General features: G+C 58.3%; 18 protein-coding genes. 13 read left to right on the forward strand and 5 right to left on the reverse strand.

All coding sequences use genetic code 11. The features are described 5' to 3' along the window. The first annotated feature begins 10 nt into the window (after positions 1–10). The 8 genes from ABVT35_RS03635 to ABVT35_RS03670 all read left to right on the forward strand — a co-directional run bounded on the left by ABVT35_RS03635 (position 11) and on the right by ABVT35_RS03670 (position 10,621). Positions 11–511, forward strand: coding sequence for a tripartite tricarboxylate transporter TctB family protein (locus tag ABVT35_RS03635; protein ID WP_368464914.1), 501 nt, complete (start codon positions 11–13; stop codon positions 509–511). A 6-nt stretch (positions 512–517) separates the two neighbouring features. Beyond that, positions 518–2,035 (forward strand): tripartite tricarboxylate transporter permease, encoded by a 1,518-nt coding sequence (locus ABVT35_RS03640; RefSeq protein WP_368464915.1) that lies wholly within the window; start codon positions 518–520, stop codon positions 2,033–2,035. Then, entirely contained in the window at positions 2,028–3,920 is a 1,893-nt protein-coding gene (locus ABVT35_RS03645) for a thiamine pyrophosphate-dependent enzyme (protein WP_368464916.1), read from the forward strand. The genes ABVT35_RS03640 and ABVT35_RS03645 overlap by 8 nt, the downstream gene beginning before the upstream one ends. A 12-nt stretch (positions 3,921–3,932) precedes the next feature. Continuing rightward, positions 3,933–5,375, forward strand: a complete 1,443-nt coding sequence (locus ABVT35_RS03650; protein WP_368464917.1) for an NAD-dependent succinate-semialdehyde dehydrogenase — start codon at positions 3,933–3,935, stop codon at positions 5,373–5,375. Positions 5,376–5,380: 5 nt separating this feature from the next. After that, on the forward strand, positions 5,381–7,123 hold the full coding sequence (locus tag ABVT35_RS03655; protein WP_368464918.1) for an IlvD/Edd family dehydratase: 1,743 nt from the start codon (positions 5,381–5,383) through the stop codon (positions 7,121–7,123). Continuing rightward, the gene (locus tag ABVT35_RS03660) at positions 7,120–8,688 is read left to right on the forward strand and encodes a Re/Si-specific NAD(P)(+) transhydrogenase subunit alpha (RefSeq protein WP_368464919.1); all 1,569 of its coding nucleotides are present in this window, start codon (positions 7,120–7,122) and stop codon (positions 8,686–8,688) included. The genes ABVT35_RS03655 and ABVT35_RS03660 overlap by 4 nt, the downstream gene beginning before the upstream one ends. Before the next feature lie 16 nt (positions 8,689–8,704). Continuing rightward, entirely contained in the window at positions 8,705–10,093 is a 1,389-nt protein-coding gene (locus ABVT35_RS03665) for an NAD(P)(+) transhydrogenase (Re/Si-specific) subunit beta (RefSeq protein ID WP_368464920.1), read from the forward strand. 93 nt (positions 10,094–10,186) lie between these two features. Beyond that, a complete protein-coding gene (locus ABVT35_RS03670; protein ID WP_368464921.1) occupies positions 10,187–10,621 on the forward strand; it encodes a BLUF domain-containing protein in 435 nt (144 codons plus the stop codon). A gap of 402 nt (positions 10,622–11,023) precedes the next feature. On the opposite strand, the gene ABVT35_RS03675 is transcribed toward ABVT35_RS03670, so the two are convergent. Genes ABVT35_RS03675 through ABVT35_RS03690 form a run of 4 tightly spaced genes read right to left on the reverse strand, consistent with a single transcriptional unit; the run spans position 11,024 to position 12,325 of the window. Next, a complete protein-coding gene (locus ABVT35_RS03675) occupies positions 11,024–11,161 on the reverse strand; it encodes a hypothetical protein (RefSeq protein ID WP_368464922.1) in 138 nt (45 codons plus the stop codon). A 9-nt stretch (positions 11,162–11,170) separates the two neighbouring features. Continuing rightward, positions 11,171–11,302, reverse strand: coding sequence for a hypothetical protein (locus ABVT35_RS03680; RefSeq protein WP_368464923.1), 132 nt, complete (start codon positions 11,300–11,302; stop codon positions 11,171–11,173). Beyond that, positions 11,299–11,718 (reverse strand): TSUP family transporter, encoded by a 420-nt coding sequence (locus ABVT35_RS03685; protein WP_368464924.1) that lies wholly within the window; start codon positions 11,716–11,718, stop codon positions 11,299–11,301. The genes ABVT35_RS03680 and ABVT35_RS03685 overlap by 4 nt, the downstream gene beginning before the upstream one ends. 1 nt (position 11,719) lies before the next feature. Further along, positions 11,720–12,325 carry a TetR/AcrR family transcriptional regulator gene (locus ABVT35_RS03690; protein WP_368464925.1) on the reverse strand — a complete coding sequence of 202 codons (606 nt, stop codon included), beginning with the start codon at positions 12,323–12,325 and terminating at the stop codon, positions 11,720–11,722. A gap of 387 nt (positions 12,326–12,712) precedes the next feature. Between ABVT35_RS03690 and ABVT35_RS03695 the strand changes: the two genes are divergently transcribed. From ABVT35_RS03695 to ABVT35_RS03715, 5 genes are all read left to right on the forward strand, one after another. Next, positions 12,713–14,197 carry a serine hydrolase domain-containing protein gene (locus ABVT35_RS03695; protein WP_368464926.1) on the forward strand — a complete coding sequence of 495 codons (1,485 nt, stop codon included), beginning with the start codon at positions 12,713–12,715 and terminating at the stop codon, positions 14,195–14,197. A 224-nt stretch (positions 14,198–14,421) separates the two neighbouring features. After that, positions 14,422–15,597 carry an MFS transporter gene (locus tag ABVT35_RS03700; protein WP_368464927.1) on the forward strand — a complete coding sequence of 392 codons (1,176 nt, stop codon included), beginning with the start codon at positions 14,422–14,424 and terminating at the stop codon, positions 15,595–15,597. 392 nt (positions 15,598–15,989) lie between these two features. Then, entirely contained in the window at positions 15,990–16,925 is a 936-nt protein-coding gene (locus ABVT35_RS03705) for a cation diffusion facilitator family transporter (protein WP_368464928.1), read from the forward strand. A 124-nt stretch (positions 16,926–17,049) separates the two neighbouring features. Beyond that, positions 17,050–17,406 (forward strand): SHOCT domain-containing protein, encoded by a 357-nt coding sequence (locus tag ABVT35_RS03710; RefSeq protein ID WP_368464929.1) that lies wholly within the window; start codon positions 17,050–17,052, stop codon positions 17,404–17,406. 155 nt (positions 17,407–17,561) lie between these two features. Further along, positions 17,562–18,242, forward strand: a complete 681-nt coding sequence (locus ABVT35_RS03715) for an adenylate/guanylate cyclase domain-containing protein (protein WP_368466267.1) — start codon at positions 17,562–17,564, stop codon at positions 18,240–18,242. A 210-nt stretch (positions 18,243–18,452) separates the two neighbouring features. Here the strand turns inward: ABVT35_RS03715 and ABVT35_RS03720 are convergent, their stop codons facing one another. Further along, positions 18,453–19,565: a hypothetical protein gene (locus tag ABVT35_RS03720; RefSeq protein WP_368464930.1), complete on the reverse strand. Its 1,113-nt coding sequence runs from the start codon at positions 19,563–19,565 to the stop codon at positions 18,453–18,455. Between the last annotated feature and the right edge of the window lie 11 nt (positions 19,566–19,576).

The following is a 19,576-nucleotide window of genomic DNA, read 5'->3' on the forward strand; positions in this document are numbered from 1 at the left end:
GGAGGTGGAGATGACCAGTCGTATTCAGGAAACGGTGCTGGGTGTTTCGCTCCTGGTTCTTGCGGGATGCTGGATCTGGTTGGTCATCGACACCATTCCCCCGGGTTTCGGTGACGGGGAGATCGGGCCCCGCGCCTTTCCCCTGTCCTTCGGGGTCATCCTGCTGGCGCTGACGGTCCTGTTCCTGCTGCGGCTGATTCTTCGCAGAAACGCCGATCCGAATGGGGACGCGGCGGTCGATGCGGAGACACCGGCGGTCGACAGACCAAGCTGGTTGACGGCCCTGACGGTTCTCGGAGAAATCGCGCTTTACGGCTATCTGCTCGAAAAGATGGGGTTCCTCCTGGCGACGCCGGCCATCGTGCTGCTCGCCATGTTCCTCAGCCTGCGGGTGCGCTCCGTCCCGAAACTCCTCGGCATGTCGCTTGGCCTGACGGTCGGGTGCTGGCTGATCTTTGAAAAAGTTCTCGGCATCCATCTGGCCAATGGCATCTGGGTAAACCTGGGATAGCGACTCATGGATATTTTCTTGCAAGCTGCCGCCCATGCGTTAACTCCCCCGGCCGTCGCCGCAGTTGCTCTCGGAGCATTTGTCGGCCTCATATTCGGCTCGATACCGGGTCTGACTTTCACAGTGGCTCTGGCGCTGGCACTGCCGATCACCTTCAGTATGGATCCGGTGCCTGCCATAGGGCTTCTGCTCGGAACCTATATCGGCGGGATGACCGGCGGATCGGTTTCCGCCATCCTTTTGGGCATTCCCGGCACGCCGTCGGCGGCGGCAACGGTCATCGACGGCTATCCGATGACCAAACGGGGCGAGGCCTCCATCGCGCTCGGTACGGCGGTTATCGCATCGGTGTTCGGCGGTATCTTCAGCCTCATCGTCATGATCGTGTCGGTGGATCTCGTGTCGCGTCTGGCCATCGGGTTCGGTCCCGCCGAGATCTTCGCCCTGGTGCTGTTCGGCATGTCGACCATTTGCGGCCTGTGCGGCGATTCACTGATCAAGGGTCTGATCAGCGGCGTGCTCGGCCTGATGATCATGACTATCGGCATCGACGCGATCGACGGCGTTCCGCGGATGACCTTCGGCAGCATCAATCTGCTGCAGGGCGTCAACCTACTTGTCGCCATGATAGGCCTGTTCGCGGTGCCCTTCATCATCGAGGCTTTTTCAGACCGGTCTGCGACCCGCGACGAGACGAAGGGCGTTGCCAACGCCCGCGCCGAACTGCCGTCGCCGCGCATGATGGTTCGCAATCTCTGGCTGATGGTCCGGTGCTCGGTCCTGGGGACGGGCATCGGTGCGATTCCCGGCACCGGCGGAGCGATCGCGGCGTTTCTGGCCTATGACCACGTCAAACGGTTTTCCAAAAAGCCCAAGACTCCCTTCGGCAAGGGCAATATTGAGGGTGTGATCGCCCCCGAAAGCGCCAACAATGCCGTGACCGGCGGTACTCTGATCCCGCTTCTGTCGCTTGGCATTCCCGGCGATCCGGCGACGGCCATCGTCCTGGCCGGACTGATGATCCACGGAATTACACCGGGACCCGCCCTGTTCATGAACCATGCGGGCGAAGTTTACAGCATGTATGTGGCGGTGGTGATCGCCTATGTCTGGGTTCTCGGGCTGCAACTGATCGGCATTCGAATCTTCGTTCACGTTCTGAAGATCCCGCGGGATCTACTGGCCGTCGTCGTGCTGGTTTTGTGCGCGATCGGTGCCTATTCCATCCGCAACAGCGCTTTTGACATCTACGCCATGGGGGTCATCGGCGTGCTGGCCTATGTGCTGGTGGCCATTCGCGTGCCGATCACGCCGATCATCCTGGGAATGGTTCTCGGCCCGACGCTGGAGAACGAGTTCCGCACTGCCATGATGCTCTCCGGCGGCAGTGCCGATATTTTCCTGACATCTCCCACCGCTTTGTTCTTCTTCGCCCTGGCCTTGCTGGTCATCGGCCTTCAGGCGGCGAGTGAATTGAAGCTGAAAAGAAAATCCCGAGACAAAGTAGAGACTTCCGATGCTTGACAAAAACCAGGCGCCCGGCGGGGCGGAACAGACCATGCGTGCCCGCGCGGCCAGGCTTGCCGCGGATTCCGTCGAAGATGCGCTGATCGACGACGCAAACGGCGGAATCCTCGAACTCACACTGTCCGAGGCCCTCGTCGTCGGAATGCTGAAACAGGGTGTGCGGCGGTACTACGCCATCTTCGGCCACGGCTCGACGGATCTGGGTGAAGTGCTTCGCATCTATTGCGAGGAAGGCGCGGTTGAGGTGATCAACTGCCGCAATGAGGTAGAGATGGCTCATGCGGCCACGGCATACGCCTGGATGCATGGCGAAACGCCTGCCGTCGTCACCTCGATCGGACCGGGAGGATTGCAAGCCATGGCCGGATCGCTTGCGGCCGCTTCGAACGGCGTGGGCGTCTATCACATCTATGGGGACGAGACCACGCAGGGCGAAGGCTACAATATGCAGCAGGTCCCGAAAACCGAGCAGGGTGTATTCGGCAAGGTGACGGCGTTGATGGGGCAGTCCTATACGCTGCATACGCCTGGTGCGCTGCGCGAGTGCCTGCGCCGCGGCACGTCCTGTGTACATCATCCATACAAGGCCGGGCCCTTCTATGTGATGCTGCCGATCAATACGCAGCCTCTGGCCACGCGGATCAACATTGCCACGCTGCCCGCGCGCAATGAAGTTCCGGCAGTTGCACCGGCCCGATCCGGCGACGTCGCGGAGGCGGTCGAATTCGTCCGAACGCACCGACGCATCGTTATCAAAGCCGGCGGCGGCACCCGCAACCACTTTCGCGCCGTGCGCGAGTTGGCAAGCAGGATCGGCGCTCCCGTCGTGCTGTCACCAGGCTCTACCGGTGTGATCGCGGATGCCGATTCACTGAACATGCATGTGGGCGGCTCGAAGGGTTCAATCAGCGGCAATCATGCCATGCAGAATGCCGATGCGGTCGTCATGATCGGCAGCCGTGCGGTGTGCCAGGCGGATTGCTCGGGCGTAGGGTACCCGAATGCACGGGCCGTGCTGAATATCAATGGCGATCTGGCCGACCTGACGCACTACGCGAACACCGTCTGCCTGCCCGGAGACATCACTGCAGTGATCGAGGTACTGCTGGAAGCGCTCGGTGAGGCCACCGGTGCCGGCGCACGGAAAGACTGGTTGCGCGAATGTTCAGCCAAGAAGGATGAGTGGTCGGATTTCAAGGCTGAGCGATTTTTTGCCGAACCGCTCTGCGACACCGTGTGGCAACGTCCAGTTCTGACGCAACCGGCGGCCATACATGCGGTATCGTCCTTTGCAAGCAGGGTCGGCGCGGTCAAATTCTTCGATGCCGGCGACGTGCAGGCAAACGGCTTTCAGATCGTCGAGGATGACGTGCCGGGGCAGACCTTCACGGAAACAGGAGCCTCCTTCATGGGGTTCGCGGGTTCGGCGCTCCTTGGAAATGCTTATGTACCGGACGCAAAATATGGCATCGCGTTCACAGGCGACGGTTCTTTCATGATGAACCCGCAGATCCTGATTGATGCTGTTGAGCATGGCGTGCGCGGTATGATCGCCCTGTTCGACAACCGCCGCATGGCAGCCATTACCGGCCTTCAGTACGACCAGTACGGCCACGAATTCAAAACCAATGACGCGGTCGCCGTGGACTATGTTGCGATGGCCGGCGCCATATCCGGAGTCAAGGCTCTGCATGGTGGGTACAGCCGCGAAGAACTTGAATCTGCGCTAGAGGTAGCGCACGCACATAAAGGACTCTCGCTCCTGCACATCCCAGTCTATTCCGGCCGGGATCCTGTTGCCGGTATGGGCGCCTATGGTTCGTGGAATGTGGGCAACTGGGTTGATGACGTACAGGAGCGTTATCTCGCGTCAAGCATCTAAGGGAAACGGACCATGTATCAGGATCTCGATCTATTCATCGGGGGCGATTGGCGCCCTGCATCGGACAACGGCACGAAGGCCGTCTCAGACCCCGCCACCGAGGAGGTGCTCGGCACCATCGCCGTTGCGACAGAAAGCGACATCGATGCGGCCCTGGCGTCAGCGCAAGAAGGGTTTGCGGTCTGGCGTAAAACAGGCACATGGGATCGCGCCGCCAAGATCCGCAGGGTGGCCGATCTCATTCGAGAGCGGCAGGAACACATTGCACAATTGATGTGTTTGGAGACCGGCAAACCGTTGGCCGAGGCGATGGGCGAAACCGGTGCGTCAGCCGACCAGTTCGAGTGGTATTCCGAGGAAACCAAGCGCATATACGGTCAGATTATTGAAGCGCGCGCGCAGGACAGCCGCATGGCCGTCATCCACCAGCCGGTTGGGGTTGTCGCCGCGTTTTCGGCCTGGAATTTCCCGGCGCTCCTGCCGGCGCGGAAAATTGCCGCCGCGTTGGCGGCGGGCTGCGCAATCGTCATCAAGCCCGCCGGCGAGACGCCGGCGTCCTGCGCGGCGCTGATTCAGGCTTGCCATGACGCGGGCATCCCCGCTGGGGTCGTTTCCATGGTCACCGGCAGTTCCGGCCGGATCGCCGAACAGCTGATCGGCTCGCCCATTGTGCGCAAGGTCAGCGTCACGGGATCGGTGCCTGTCGGCAAGCAGATCCTCTCACTGGCCGCCCAGGGTGTGAAGAAAGTATCAATGGAACTCGGCGGTCACGCTCCGGTTTTGGTATTCGACGATTTCGATGCCAGGATCGCCGCCGAAGTCTGTGCGGCAACCAAATTCCGCAATTGCGGACAGGTCTGCATTTCCCCGACGCGCTTTTATGTACACCGCAACAGCTACGACGCGTTCTCTTCCAGATTTGCCGAGATCGCAAAGTCGCTCAAGATCGGGCGCGGGCTGGATGAGGGCGTACAGGTGGGGCCGATGGCTAACCGCCGGGGGCTTGAGACGGTCAGGCGCATGACTGAGGATGCATTGTCGCGGGGAGCCAGGCTTCTTGCCGGCGGGAAGGCCCCCGCGGGTTTCAACAAGGGGCATTTCGTCGAGCCGACCGTATTGGGCGATGTGCCGGACGATGCGCTTGTCATGACCGAAGAGCCGTTCGGCCCGATCGCGCCGATCACCACGTTCGACGATTACGACGATGTCATTGAGCGGGCAAACGCGCTTCCGTTCGGTTTGGCCGGTTACGTTTTCTCCAACGATTTGAGCGTGGCGACGCGCGCCTATGAGGACCTTGAGGTGGGTATGGTGGGCGTCAACGAGATGCTGCTGGCCACCGCCGAGGCACCCTTCGGCGGCGTCAAGGAAAGCGGTATGGGGCGGGAAGGTGGCTCTTTCGGGATCCATGACTACCTCGACCCGAAATACGTCAAGATAAAGCTGGCGGGGTAATCACAATGGCAGAAGACAAGTCGACGGGCCTCGCCGGAGGCCTGACCAATTATGGCGACCGCGATTTTTCGGTTTACCTGCGCAATTCCTTCGCCTCTTCGATGGGCTATTCGCGTGAGGTGCTGAAAAAACCCATCGTCGGCATCGCGAACAGCTTTTCGGGCTTCAATAACTGCCATCGGCACTTTCCTGAGCTGCTTGAGGCCGTCAAGCGCGGAGTTCTGCTGGGCGGCGGACTACCGATCGAATTCCCGACCATCTCGCTGGGCGAGGTGTTTTTGAGCCCGACAAGTCTCAAATTCCGCAACCTGATGTCGATGGACACAGAAGAAATGATCCGCGCCCAGCCAATGGACGCGGTGGTGCTGATGGGTGGGTGCGACAAGACGGTTCCGGCGCAGTTGATGGGTGCCGCCTCGGCCGATCTGCCGGCGATTCAACTGGTTGCCGGACCGATGATGACGTCCCGCTACGGCGACGAACGTCTCGGCGCCTGCACCGATTGCCGCCGCTTCTGGGGCAAGTATCGCGCCGGCGAAATAACCACCGAGCAGATCAACGACATCGAGGGAAGACTTGCCACCACGGCAGGGACCTGTGCCGTCATGGGTACCGCGTCGACCATGGCATGCATCGCCGAGACGCTAGGAATGTCGCTGCCCGGAACGGCCGCCATTCCGGCTGTCCACGCCGACCGGCTGCGTGCCGGTGAGGCTTCGGGACTGGCCGCGGCGCGGATGGTCGCCAATCCGATACGGCCCAGTGATGTGGTGACTGAAAAGTCGGTCGAAAATGCGCTTCGGATGCTGCTCGCCCTCGGAGGATCGACAAACGCCATCATCCATCTTACCGCCATCGCAGGGCGGCTGGGCATCAAGGTTCCGCTCAAGAAACTGAACGAGCTGTCCGACACAACACCGGTCCTGGTCAATCTCAAACCCGTCGGCTCCGACTATATGGAGGATTTCTTCCATGCGGGAGGTGTCGGCGCGGTGTTGCGCGAGCTTAAACCCTTGCTGCATCTCGACACGGTGTCGGTGACCGGTGAAACTCTGGGTGACCGGCTCGAATGCGACCCCGGCTATGTGGACCGCCGCATCATTTCAGCTGCCGACGAACCGCTGGAACCGCAGGGGGGATTGGTGGCGCTGTTCGGCAATCTTGCACCCCGCGGAGCTATCTTGAAGCGGTCGGCCGCCGACAAGCGGCTTTTCGAGAAGGAGGGCCGGGCCGTCGTTTTCGATTCGCTCGAGGATCTGGCGAACCGTATCGACGATCCGGATCTCGATATCTCGCCGGACGATGTCATGGTGCTGCAGAATGCAGGCCCGAAAAGCGATTCCGGCATGCCCGAGGCCGGATACCTTCCCATTCCGAAAAAACTCAGTGCCTTGGGCGTCAAGGACATGATCAGGATCTCCGATGCGCGCATGTCGGGAACCGCATTCGGAACGATTGTCCTTCATGTGACACCGGAGAGTGCGGTCGGCGGCCCCCTGTCGCTGGTGCGCACCGGCGACCGGATCCGTCTGTCCGTCGAAGCAAAACGCATCGACTTGCTTGTCGACGACGAAGAACTCCAGCGTCGGCGCGATGCCACAGTGGTGGCGGCCAGGCCGCCTGAAACCAGGCGCGGATATGACCGGCTCTACGCCAGCGAGGTCGGCCAGGCCGACGAGGGTTGCGATTTCGCGTTCCTGCTGCCGGTCGAACAGAAAGACGAACAATCCGGGGAGAATGGATCATGAAAATCGGTACACCGCGAGAGGTTTTTTACGGCGAGAACCGGGTTGCGATGACGCCGCAGTCAGCTATTCAGCTGCAGAAACTTGGACATCAATGTCTACTCGAAACGGGTGCCGGCGAGGCGGCTGGATACTCCGATGAAGCCTACCGCGGGGCGGGCGTTCAAATTTTGAATTCCGCGACCGAGTTGTGGGAGGAAGCGGATATCGTTGCGAAGGTTCGTCAGCCCGATCCAACCGAGATAAACCGGCTTCGCAAAGGGCAGACACTGATTTCATTCTTCAATCCCGGCGGCAATGCGGCCGGACTGGAGGGCGCGAGGGCAAAGAACGCCACCGTGATCGCCATGGAGATGGTGCCCAGGATCAGCCGCGCGCAAAAAATGGACGCGCTTTCCTCGATGGCGAATATCGCCGGTTACCGTGCAGTGATCGAGGCCGGAAACAATTTCGGCCGCTTTTTCACCGGCCAGATCACAGCGGCCGGCAAGGTGCCGCCAGCAAGGGTCCTGGTCGTGGGCGCAGGCGTCGCCGGACTTGCCGCAATTGGCGCTTCGACTTCGCTGGGCGCCGTCACATACGCCTTCGATGTGCGGCCCGAAGTGGCAGAGCAGGTCGAATCCATGGGTGCCGAATTCGTCTATCTTGATTTTGAGGAAGATCAACAGGACGGTGCGGCAACAGGGGGCTATGCCTCCGTTTCATCGCCGGAGTTTCGCGAAGCCCAACTGGCCAAGTTTCGCGAACTGGCGCCCGGAATAGACATCGTCATAACCACGGCTCTGATCCCCAATCGCGAGGCACCCGAACTGTGGACCGAGGATATGGTCGCCTCGATGAAGCCCGGATCGGTCGTCATCGACCTGGCTGCCGAAAAGGGTGGCAACTGCAAGCTCACGGTGGCGGACGAGAAGATCGTCACCGGCAACGGTGTCACCATCATCGGCTATACCGACTTCCCCAGCCGCATGGCCAGGCAGGCGTCCGACCTCTATTCCACCAACATCCGCCACATGCTGGCGGATCTGACGCCCGGCAAGGACGGCATCGTCAAGCACGACATGGAAGACGACGTCATTCGTGGTGCGACCGTTACGCATGAAGGGGAAATCACCTTCCCGCCGCCACCGCCGAAAGTGCAGGCGATCGCGGCGCAGAAACCGAAAGCGCCGGAAAAGACTGCCGAAGAAATCAAGTCCGATGAAGCCGCCATGGCGGCGAGGGCCGGGCGCCAGCAGATCGGCCTTCTGGTCGTCGGCGGCCTGCTGATGCTGCTGATCGGACTCTATGCGCCCGCCAGCTTCATGCAGCACTTCATCGTCTTCGCGCTGGCGGTGTTTGTCGGCTTCCAGGTGATCTGGGGTGTGGCGCACGCCCTTCACACGCCGCTGATGGCGGTGACGAATGCCATCTCGGGCATCATCATCCTCGGGGCACTGCTGCAATTGGGGACCAGTTTGCCAGTCGTGACCGTCCTGGCGGCCGTCTCGGTGTTGATCGCCACCATCAACATCGTCGGGGGCTTCATGGTGACGCGCCGCATGCTCCAGATGTTCCAGAAATCCTGACCGCCGGAGGAATGCCATGACCTCGGAACTGCTCAACGCGGAACTGCAGACAGCTGCCTATATCGCGGCTACCGTGCTTTTCATCCTGTCACTCGGCGGGCTGAAGGACCAGGAGAGCGCCAAGCGCGGCGTGTGGTACGGAATCGTCGGCATGGCCATTGCGGTGCTTGCCACCGTCTTCGGCCCCGGTGTCGCCATCGATGCCACGCTGATCGTGACCATCGCCGTCGGGGCGGTGGTCGGTGTCATCGTTGCGCAGCGGGTCGAGATGACCGGCATGCCGCAACTGGTGGCAGCGCTTCACAGCTTCGTCGGCCTTGCTGCCGTCTTTATCGGCATCAACTCCGACCTGACCGAGCATCACTTTGTCTCCAATGCCGAAGCGATCATTCACGAGGTGGAGATCTTCCTTGGCGTTTTCATCGGTGCAATAACCTTTACCGGTTCGGTTGTCGCCTATGGCAAACTCGCCGGGCGTATTTCGGGCAAGGCGCTGATCCTGCCCGGTCGGCACTTGTGGAACGGCGCTATGGTTGCAGCCTCGCTTGTTCTGTTGGGAATGTATATGGGCGGTGCCGGAAGCTGGACGCTCTACGTCATGACCATCATTGCCTTCGTTGTTGGTGCGCATCTGGTGCTGGCGATCGGCGGTGCTGACATGCCGGTGGTGGTCTCGATGCTCAACTCCTATTCGGGATGGGCAGCGGCTGCGACCGGCTTTCTGCTTGGCAACGATCTGCTAATCGTTACCGGAGCGCTGGTGGGCTCGTCCGGCGCCATCCTTTCCTACATCATGTGCAAGGCCATGAACCGGCACTTTCTGTCCGTCATACTAGGGGGATTCGGAAACACGGCGGGTCCGGCGATGGACATCGAAGGGGAGCAGATCGCCATTGATGCGGATGGCGTGGCTGCGGCACTCAACGATGCCGACAGCGTCATTATCGTTCCCGGCTACGGCATGGCCGTTGCCCAGGCGCAGCAATCCGTATCCGAACTGACCCGCCGCCTGCGGGCCAAGGGCAAGGACGTGCGCTTTGGCATTCACCCGGTGGCAGGCCGCCTGCCGGGGCATATGAACGTGCTTCTGGCCGAGGCGAAGGTTCCCTACGACATCGTTCTGGAGATGGACGAGATCAACGATGATTTTCCCGAGACGGACGTGGCCATCGTAATCGGTTCGAACGATATCGTGAATCCAGCGGCACAGGAGGATCCGAACTCGCCGATCGCCGGTATGCCAGTCCTGGAGGTCTGGAAAGCCAAACAGGTTTTCGTGTCGAAGCGCGGGCAGGGGACCGGTTACTCGGGAATTGAGAATCCGCTCTTCTACAAGGAGAACACCCGCATGTACTACGGTGATGCAAAAGCCTCGCTCGACACGCTGCTGACAATGACCGAGTGACGGAATGCGCAGCGTCCTTCCGGTTTGCGCTTTGCGTGTGGACAAAGATCTTATCTGTTGTCGTGCGGGTGAATCAGATTTGGGAGCCGGGTTATGAAATTACTGGTCTATGTCAGTCAGGCGACGAGACCGTTCACACGCGAGCAACTGAAAGAACTGCTCGATTACAGTCGGGCCCGAAACGTCCAGGACGGTATCACCGGATTGCTGATTTACCGGTTCAATCCCGATTATGATCGCGGCAGCTTCCTGCAGGTCCTGGAAGGGCCGGACGCGGCGATCGAAGATGTCTGGCGCCGAATTTCCAGGGATCGCAGGCACCACACGGTCGTGGTGATAGAAGACGGAGGTATCGAACGCCGCATGTTCGGCGACTGGTCCATGGGGTTCAAGAATGTGGACGCTGAGGATCTCCGCGATTTTCCCGGCTTCGCGGATCTCGGCAGCGATGCCTTTTGGGAGACTGCAAGTGCTGGTGTGCTTCGCGAAGCGTTGGAACTATTGAAGAGTTTTTATGACGGCATGTGAACAGTCGAATCTGCAAACATTAGCCAACTAAGATTTGCGTTCTGGTCCGAAATTGTGTGTCTTCGATCCGGTGATCGATCACAAATCGGCACATGGTCAGCTGTGTGTGACGTTCCATTGCATTTTTTCAAAGGTTGTTATCCGCTAGCGAAGAGTATAAACAAAGCAATTTCAAAGACTTAGAGCATTGACGGTATTTCTGACGGTATGCGCGAATTGTCGCGGATAAAATCGTCACAAAATCAAAATGTTACCAACCTCGTTGATCATCGAGTGGGAGTAGGGATCCGCATGGATCTGCGTTGATGGCAGTTGACCGGTGTTCTCACAAGCAATTGAATCAGTAAATTTTCCATCATCATCCAATGTCCGCCATGTGCGGATATCGCGGTGAAGCGAGAATTATTGACGGTATATTTGACGGACCCCCACGCCCTTGAATTCGGCGATTCCCGCCGGCACCGTCACCTGAAGCAAATCCATAAGCATATCTTCTATGTAGATGAAGTCCGCTCCGGATTCGGTGTCGATCTTGCCCATTCGCCCGCGCTATCCAATGATGAAGGCGACCACCACGCAAAGCGGGAACAGACCAAATGCAATTTCCAGATATCGAGGGGGAAGCCAATGCGCCAGACGCGTACCGAGCGGTGCGGCAAGGATCGAAAATGGTGCGATCATGATGACGGCAGCACATAGATATAGCCAAAAGTGTACGCTGGTAGACTTGGTAAACCCCACCCAGCGGCCAGATTGCCGATCGCGCCCGGGATCGCGATTAGAATACCGAGACCCGCAGATGTGGCGACCGCCTGCTGCATCGTCTGGCCATAGGCGGTCATGAATAGATTGTTTATATTGCCACCACCTATTCCCATGAATGTCGACAAGAAGCCGATCGTGAAGCCGACGATGCTGGATGTGATCTTGCTCGGCAACGTATTGCTGATTACCCTGCTTTGGCGATTGAACAGCATTTTCAATGCGATGAGCGTGGCTACCCCTGCGAAAACCAACTTGAGGATCTTTCCTGGAACAAAACCGACTGTTCCCCCTGGAAAAAAGCGGATCGCATTTCCGTCGAATGCGGCCGGCAACTCAGGGGTGCTGTTTCAAAAGCGGGGGGGAATCGAGCGCTGCCATCGCTGCAGCAAGAGCCTGACGCAGTACCGCCAGTTCGCGCTCGTCACTGTGTAGGACAGCCAGCCCGCGCGAAACGACAAAAAAAAGCGAAGCCAGAGCATCGGTATCGGTCTCGTCAGGAAGCTCGCCATCCGACACGGCTCTGTCAAACCTCCGCTTGAGGAGTGTCAGGAGCCGGTCAAGCTGCAGCTTAACAAAGGCGCCTCCGTCACCCTCGTATCGCCCGCTCGCAAGCGCGCCCATTGTCGCTAGGCTTCCGCAGGGAACATCCGAACCTTCAAAATGCTCGAATAGCGCCTCGAAATAGGCTTCCAAAACTGACCGCAGCCCCGGTTTTTCGAGTCCCTCCAACAGGGCGGATTCGTATGCGTCCTCAAAGCGGTCCAGGCATCGGCGGTAGATCTCGGCCTTGTCACCAAAGGCATTGTAGAGACTGGATTTCTTTAGTCCCGTGGCCGCCTCGAGATCGGCAAATGACGTGCCTTCATAGCCCGAATGCCAGAATGCGACTAAAGCCTGGTCAAGGGCCTTGCCTTCCTCAAATGACTTTTTACCGGCCATGTTCAACCTCTCGTACCGTGCCGAATTAAGAATTATCTTGTACCGAACGGTATAAATACCTATGTTGTACCGCTTCGTACAAAATAAATTAGAAAGTCACCCATGTCACCTAGGACGGAACGGAATCACCTGCTGATAGCGGCAGTCATTTCGGCGGTCACATCGATCGGAGCAACCCTATTCCTCAACAAGCCTCTTTTCGCAGTGTTTCTTGGCAGCGTGAAATCTCCGTTCAGGAGAGCAGAAATTGGCACAGGTCGAAGAAAGACGACTTTGCATATCAGCCGATCGAAGCGTTCGCATTTTAAGGTGTTAAGGACGAGCATCTCCAGATACGCGGGATGGGGAGTGCGATCGGCTTTAGGAACACTGCTCGCCGCGATTCCGATGGCTGGAACAGCAGCAGACGCTGCACTTGAAGATAATGTTCGGCGCATTGTGGAAGAAGAGCGCGCGCACGGAGGCACCCCGGCGATGTCCGTGGTGGCGGTGCGGAACGGCCGAGTCGTGGTCGAGATTGCGTCTGGGCTCGCCGATAAAGAGACCGGTCGGGCTGCAACCCTCGAGACGCAATATCCTGCAGGCTCAGTTTCGAAGGTTCTGACCGCTGTTCTCGTTATGCGGCAGGTCGAAGAAGGAAGGCTGAATCTCGACGAACCGGTGAATATGTACCTGGAACCCAAGTTATGGGTGCGGGACCGTACCGGCAAACCCGTACCCGTGACGCTCCGACAGCTGTTGTCGCACAATTCCGGGATGCCCGTGACATGGAAGGGCATCATTGATCTGGGAGATCAAGTTCGGACAATTGAAGAGCATTTGGCGGATGGCCAGCGTATTCTCCACTCGCCTGGCGAACGTGTCGTCTATTCCAACAATGGCTTCGCACTCGCCGGCTATGTGGCGGCCAAGGTCGCGGGGCAGTCATTTTCGGATTACGCACGTCACACACTTTTCGAACCGCTCGGCATGTCTCGATCGACGTTCCAGTCGCCATGGCAGTTTGAGGATGCGCTAGCGGCAGCCTATGGTCACTGGTTCGAAGGTGGCTCCGATCGAAACCATCATGCCGATGCGACTGCGATCGCTCCGGCCGGCGCTCTCATTACCACAGCTCGTGACCTTGCGCGCTTTGCCTTGATGATCCTTGGCGAAGGCGAGTTCGACGGCGTTCGCGTTCTGCAGCCGCAGTCGGTCGCCGAGATGATGCGTCTCCAGGCCCGACCGCATCCCGATATGGATCAGGGTTTCGGTCTCGGTTTCGCAGTGCGTGAGCGGCACGGTCGGCACTTGGCTTGGTGGGACGGCAGTCTCAGCGGAGCCGCGGCACGGCTGACTTTGTTGCCTGACGCAAAGGCAGGCGTTGTGGTGCTATCGAATCTGGCAAATAACGAGGCCTCGTCTGTCGCGGGGAGACGGATCTTGGATGCATTGGTGCAGCCGCCATCCGTCTCTGTCTATGAACCCTTGGCGGAGGACCTGAACGGTTTGGCCGGCCTGTACCGTCCGCTTGACTTTGTCGATCCGGAGTACTGGTACTTGAACTACCTGATGGCATTTGAAATCAAGCGTCGGGGCGACAGGTTGGTACAGAAATCGCTCATCACTGGAGAGCGCACACTGTCACCTATCGGGCCCAACCGCTTTAGGATAACGGGCTCTATGTTCGACGACTCAACGGTTTTGTTCGACGGCGATACGATGTTTCTGGGTTACCTTAGCGCCAAGCGCATCCCAGTCTGGCAGTCGCCCATCGCGCTCGTTATTTATGCCGTTTTTGTCGTTCTGACGGTTTTTAGCTTGCTTGGTTGGTGGGCGTGGCGAGCGGTACGGCGGCCGCGGCAATCGCGCGCAGCAATACATCAATCGTAGTCTTATGAATATCCCGAAAGGTTCTGTGAAGCAGTCGCGGTTTCGGTTGTGGCGGCTCCGTCGAACCATTGTTTGGGCCGGGTGAAGAGCCAATCGGGCCGCAAGTTGGCAGAGGCGCTTTTTTCGACGTCGTCCAGTGCAGATTCGACGCAAAAAAATCTTGTACTAAACGGTACAAGAGATTATCTTATACCGATTGGTACAAGATAAAGGCAAAAAATCAGATGTCGTCAACATCCATACGAAATCCTCTGCCAATTGCTGCGGCCATTTTGGCGGTAACGTCGGTTGGAGCCGGTCTATCCCTCAGCATGCCACTCCTCTCGATGCTTTTTGAGCAGCGCGGCATTTCCGGTCACTGGATTGGTGTTAACACTGCGACGGCCGGTCTGGCGGCTATTGTCGCCGGGCCGACCATTACACCGATGGCCCAGAAATTCGGCGTTGTCCGATCGCTGACCACGCTTCTTGTCACTGCATCTGTCAGTCTTGTTAGCATCTACCTTGTGGACAGCTTTCTTGCGACATTTCCATTGCGATTTGTTTTCCATGCCGCCATTACCGGCATCATCATCCTGAGTGAATTCTGGATCAATGCCGAAGCACCGCCAGAGCGGCGGGGATTTTTCCTCGGGCTCTACACTACAATGCTGAGCATTGGCTTCGTGATCGGCCCCGTGATCCTGCAGGCGACTGGCATTGAGGGGCCGGTACCATTTGTGATCGGTGCGGCGGTGATTTTGGCGGCTGCGGTTCCTGTTCTCGCAGCTGCTTCCCATGCGCCACAACTTGGTGATGAACCGGAGGCCGCGTGGTGGAGGTTCATTTTCCTTTCACCCCTGGCAATGGGGGCGGTACTTGTTTTCGGAGTTGCCGAGAGCGGTCTATTGTCGCTCTTCCCGGTTTATGGATTGCGGCTCGGTTACACGCCGGAAATCGTCGCGACCTTCCTGATTGCGATGGGAGCAGGCAACGTTCTGTTCCAGATTCCGATCGGTCTGTTGATAGACCGGGCATCCAAGCGTGCGCTGATAGTTCTGTTTTCGCTGGCCGGTCTTGCCGGAGCTATCGCATTGCCGATTGCTACCGATAGCGTGACGGCGATGTATGCCGTGATCTTCTTCTGGGGAGGCGTCATTCCGGGCCTCTACACGCTAGGCTTGGCTCAGCTCGGAACACAGTATTCCGGTGCCAATCTCGCCGCAGCAAATGCAGCTTTTGTGATGGTCTATTCATTCGGGAATCTGGTCGGGCCGCCGTCGATCGGCACAGGTATGGAGATCTGGAATCCGCACGGTGCCATGTGGGTTATTGCCGCAGGTTTCGGATTGTTGAGCGTCTTTGCCATCGGGACTTCCGGGCAAAGAGCCTTGTCTCGGCGAACACGGGAGACCGCTTAGTATAAGGTCAGGGTAGACAGCAAAAGTCATCAGTTCAAATTTGAAACTGGAGCTCCCTCATCAAGAACGGTTGTTTTCCTGTTACCAACGAGCTGGGCCACATATCCGATTCACGGGTGTAACGGATTCTGAGACAAGCCCAGACGACAATCTACTGGCGCAGCGACGGGGTGTTGCACTTGCCACATCCCGCGCCGTTCCGGTCGCATCGATTTACAGCCCTTGACCTTACCCCAGCTGGAAGCCCTATCTTATTGAAATACCGAAGATAGAAAAGCTCAAGGCTTGCTTCTTGTTCGCAGGTTTCATGAGCAGCCCGGATTTCAGCAACGGTGCAGTCCATTCCGTCGACGGGCACACAACGGCCGGGCGGAATACAATAAGGAAGTGCCATGGCCAGTCACTCAGGGCATAACATGGCTCGGATGGGCGCCAAAACGCGCGCGTTGAAAATCTCGGCCTGGCTTACCGGGATTTATTTCCTCATCGAGATGGCCATCGGGATCTACACGGGGTCGATCGCCGTCATCTCTGATGCGTTTCACACATTCTCGGCGGTCGGCGGTGTCATATTGGCGCTTGTTGCGGCGCGAATTGCCCGGCGGCCAGCCGATGCGGCGCGCACTTATGGCTCATTGAGAGCTGAAATCATCGGCGCCCTGCTCAACGGTGTGTTCCTGTTCGCGATGGCAATCGTTGTTCTGGTGATGGGCTATATGCGGCTTCAGAATCCAATCGACCTTCCGACAACGCCGATGTTGATCGCGGCTTTCGGTGGCCTGATCACGGAAATCATATCGCTATGGCTGCTCTTTGGTGGCCAGAAGGGCGACCTCAATGTCAAAGGCGCATTTTGGCATGTAGTGCAGACCTTTGTGGGAAGCCTGTTGATTATCGTCACGGCGCTGGTTATCCGCTTCACCGGCTATTTGCCGATCGATCCGATACTCGGCATGACCTTCGGCCTCGTCCTGCTCTACGCGTCTTGGGGAATAATGGCCGAGACCGTGAATATTCTGATGGAGGGAACGCCGCCGGATATCGATCTCATGCGAGCGGTCGGGCGGTTGGAAACATTGCCGGGTGTCGTCGATGTTCATCACGTTCACGCTTGGACACTGACTTCCAATACGCACGTCTTTTCGGCGCACCTTCGTGCCGCAAGCAATGATGTCGCTCCGGCTGTGCTCAAGCAGGCACACGAGCTTCTGCGCAACGAATTCGGTTTCTATCTTTCGACATTGCAGGTCGAGACGATTTGCCTCGATGAAGATCGGGCAATGGCGGTTGATTTTTTGAACATCGGCTCAATGACGAAGGAGGCCTAGGGCAAAAAAGCGGGCATTCGATAACAAACATCGCCAAGACCGAACGCGGGGCATTGAATGCGGGCGCTCACGTCAGACTGGACAGCAGAACGGATGGCGCTTCGCAACCCAATCGAAAAGGAGCATGAAAATGATAGCGAGATTTGTGGGAACGGCCCTGATCACCGCCGGAGCCGTGCCATTGATGCAAACAATCGCGTTCGCTCAGCAGACGGACAGATATGATTTTGGTCCACACATGATGGGTTGGGGCGGAGGTTGGTTCGGTATGATTTTTGGTCCGATATTCATGATATTGGTTCTTGCGGTGGTGATCGCTGTGGCAGTTTTGATCGTTCGTTGGATCGGCGGGCCTTGGCAAAGCTCACATGGAACGCACCAACCAATGCGCACTCCGCTCGATATTCTGAAGGAACGCTACGCTCGCGGTGAAATAGACAAAGAAGAATATGAGGAACGGCGCCGTGTGATCGGGGACTAACATTTGATGGACGGGCCCGGCACGTTTGGTGACCGGGAAGCGGGTGAGCCTCAATAAAAATATCCAAAAATACGATCATAAGGTTCGAATACCGGTAAAGTGGCGAATTCCATACGATTTTGCAGAGCAACACTACCGGGGAGGGTAGGTTGGAAATGGATCATTGCGGCAGCGAACATCACTCGCCTGCCACGTCACACAGTACAATCGCATTTGTGGATCTGGCCGGATTCAGCGCGATAGCCGATGTTTTTGGCGACGCCCTGGCGATAGATATTCTGGATCGGTTCGAGGAATTGGTCAGGGCGTCGCTGGGAGACGAAGGCAGATTGGTCAAATGGATCGGTGACGAGGCGTTGCTTGAATTTGCCGGTCCCGACGCCGCAGTTCGGGTATTCGGGCGGCTGTTGCCGGCTTGTCGATCCGAAAGAAGAATTCCATTGACCAGATCAGGAATCAACCACGGCCCCATAATTCGCCGGGCGAATGACGTTTTTGGATCGACGGTCAATATCGCCTCGCGGATCACATCTCTTGCGGCGCCCGGTCAGTTCCTGGCGACTCGGTCCGTGGCGGAAGCAGCTGCCGCGCAGGGGGTTGCGTTCGAGGTGCTTGGCCCTCATTCGCTGCGTTCGGTCGCTGACAAGGTTCAGCTCTTCGAGATTAAGTTAACACCGTCAGCGGATCCTGCATGGATTGATCCGGTTTGCAAAATGTATGCGCCTGATTCAGTCGATCGCAGAGAACGCCCAAAAGCCCATTGGTTTTGCTCCAGCGGTTGCGAGAACGCTTTCTGGAAATCGCCCGAGACCTATTCGATCAGGATTAATAAATAGAAACCCAGGAAGCACCGGTCCATCAAACAGGACCGCCCCAGCATGCGATGTCTGATCGAATTCGTCGATTTACGAGAATTTCTCGAAAGCAATTGACACATATAGTTGGTTTCATTGCCAGTTAATGTTCTCCGTTCAAGGCCGGGGATAAGCTGTCGCGGAGATCCGACGGTCTTTGCGATGCGTTCAGGGACCTGCGAAAATCGTTGTTCAGGCGGTTCCGCGCCAGATGCGCCAAGTTTTACCGTCCGCCAGATCGAGCTGCGGCGCTGCGTTTCTGATTGCAGCGAAGAAATCGGCCGGTGCTGCCGACAGAATGCCCGTTTCGGCTTCGTTGAAGAACGACAGTACGGTTTGCTCCACATCGGCGAGCCGCACGCCCCGCAGGGCGGCCTCCAGATCAAAGACTGTGCGCGGCGGCGTGACGAAGAAATCCCCGGTAATGACCACCTCGCGGATGCGGTCCTGTTTCGGCCCTTCGAGACGGATATGGGCGGCGATGGTTCCCCCTTGTCCGGTGCAGCTTCCGGAAAGAACGCCGGCGCTCGCCTGCGGATCGTCGATCTCGTGAACGAATTCGTCGCTGCCGATTTCACTGTCGAAGATTGCCCGCGCCGTATCTTCCTCCATCGCGAGGATCCCGCCGGGTTCGGGAAGAATCCCCAATCGCTCCGAGAACCCCTCAAGCAAGGCGTCCTTCACCTCGTCGACCGGCGGCGGCAAACCGTCGAAGAGTTCCGTCAGGGTGACAATCCGCTGCGCACCGCTGGTCTGGTTGCGCTTTGCCAGTTTGGCCGCCGGGATGTTCAACAGCGCCGCCATTTTTTCGGCATCCATGTCCACCAGCGTCGTGCCCTGATAGAAGATGGTCGTGCCGTCGAAAAAGCCGCCGGTACCCGAAATCTTGCGTCCGTCGACCTCGATATCGTTGCGGGGACGGTAACGTGCGTCGATGCCCAGCAGCGATAGGCCTCGGGCTGCCGCCGAGCACAGTTCCTTCGCCAGATCGCCGAGATTGCGGATGCCCAGCGTGTCGCGGTGGAAGACCAGTTCCCAACCGAACTGGCCCTCGTCGAGATAGAGCGCGCCGCCGCCGGTGATTCGCCGGCCGATACCGACCCCGGCCTTGCGGCAGGCGGCAAGATGGAGTTCCTGGGAAAGCGCCTGATGCCGGCCGACGAGCACTGAAGGCGGGAATTGCAGGAAGCGGACCGTATCGGGGATTTTGCCGGCCCTGTGGTTGTCGATCAGCGCCTGGTCGAAAGCGATCTGCTCACGGCAATGGCGGATGCCTGTGTCGATGACGCGAAACTGTTTTCCCATCAGACCAACCT

Source organism: Hoeflea sp. TYP-13, from assembly GCF_040932035.1.
GTDB lineage: Bacteria > Pseudomonadota > Alphaproteobacteria > Rhizobiales > Rhizobiaceae > Hoeflea_A.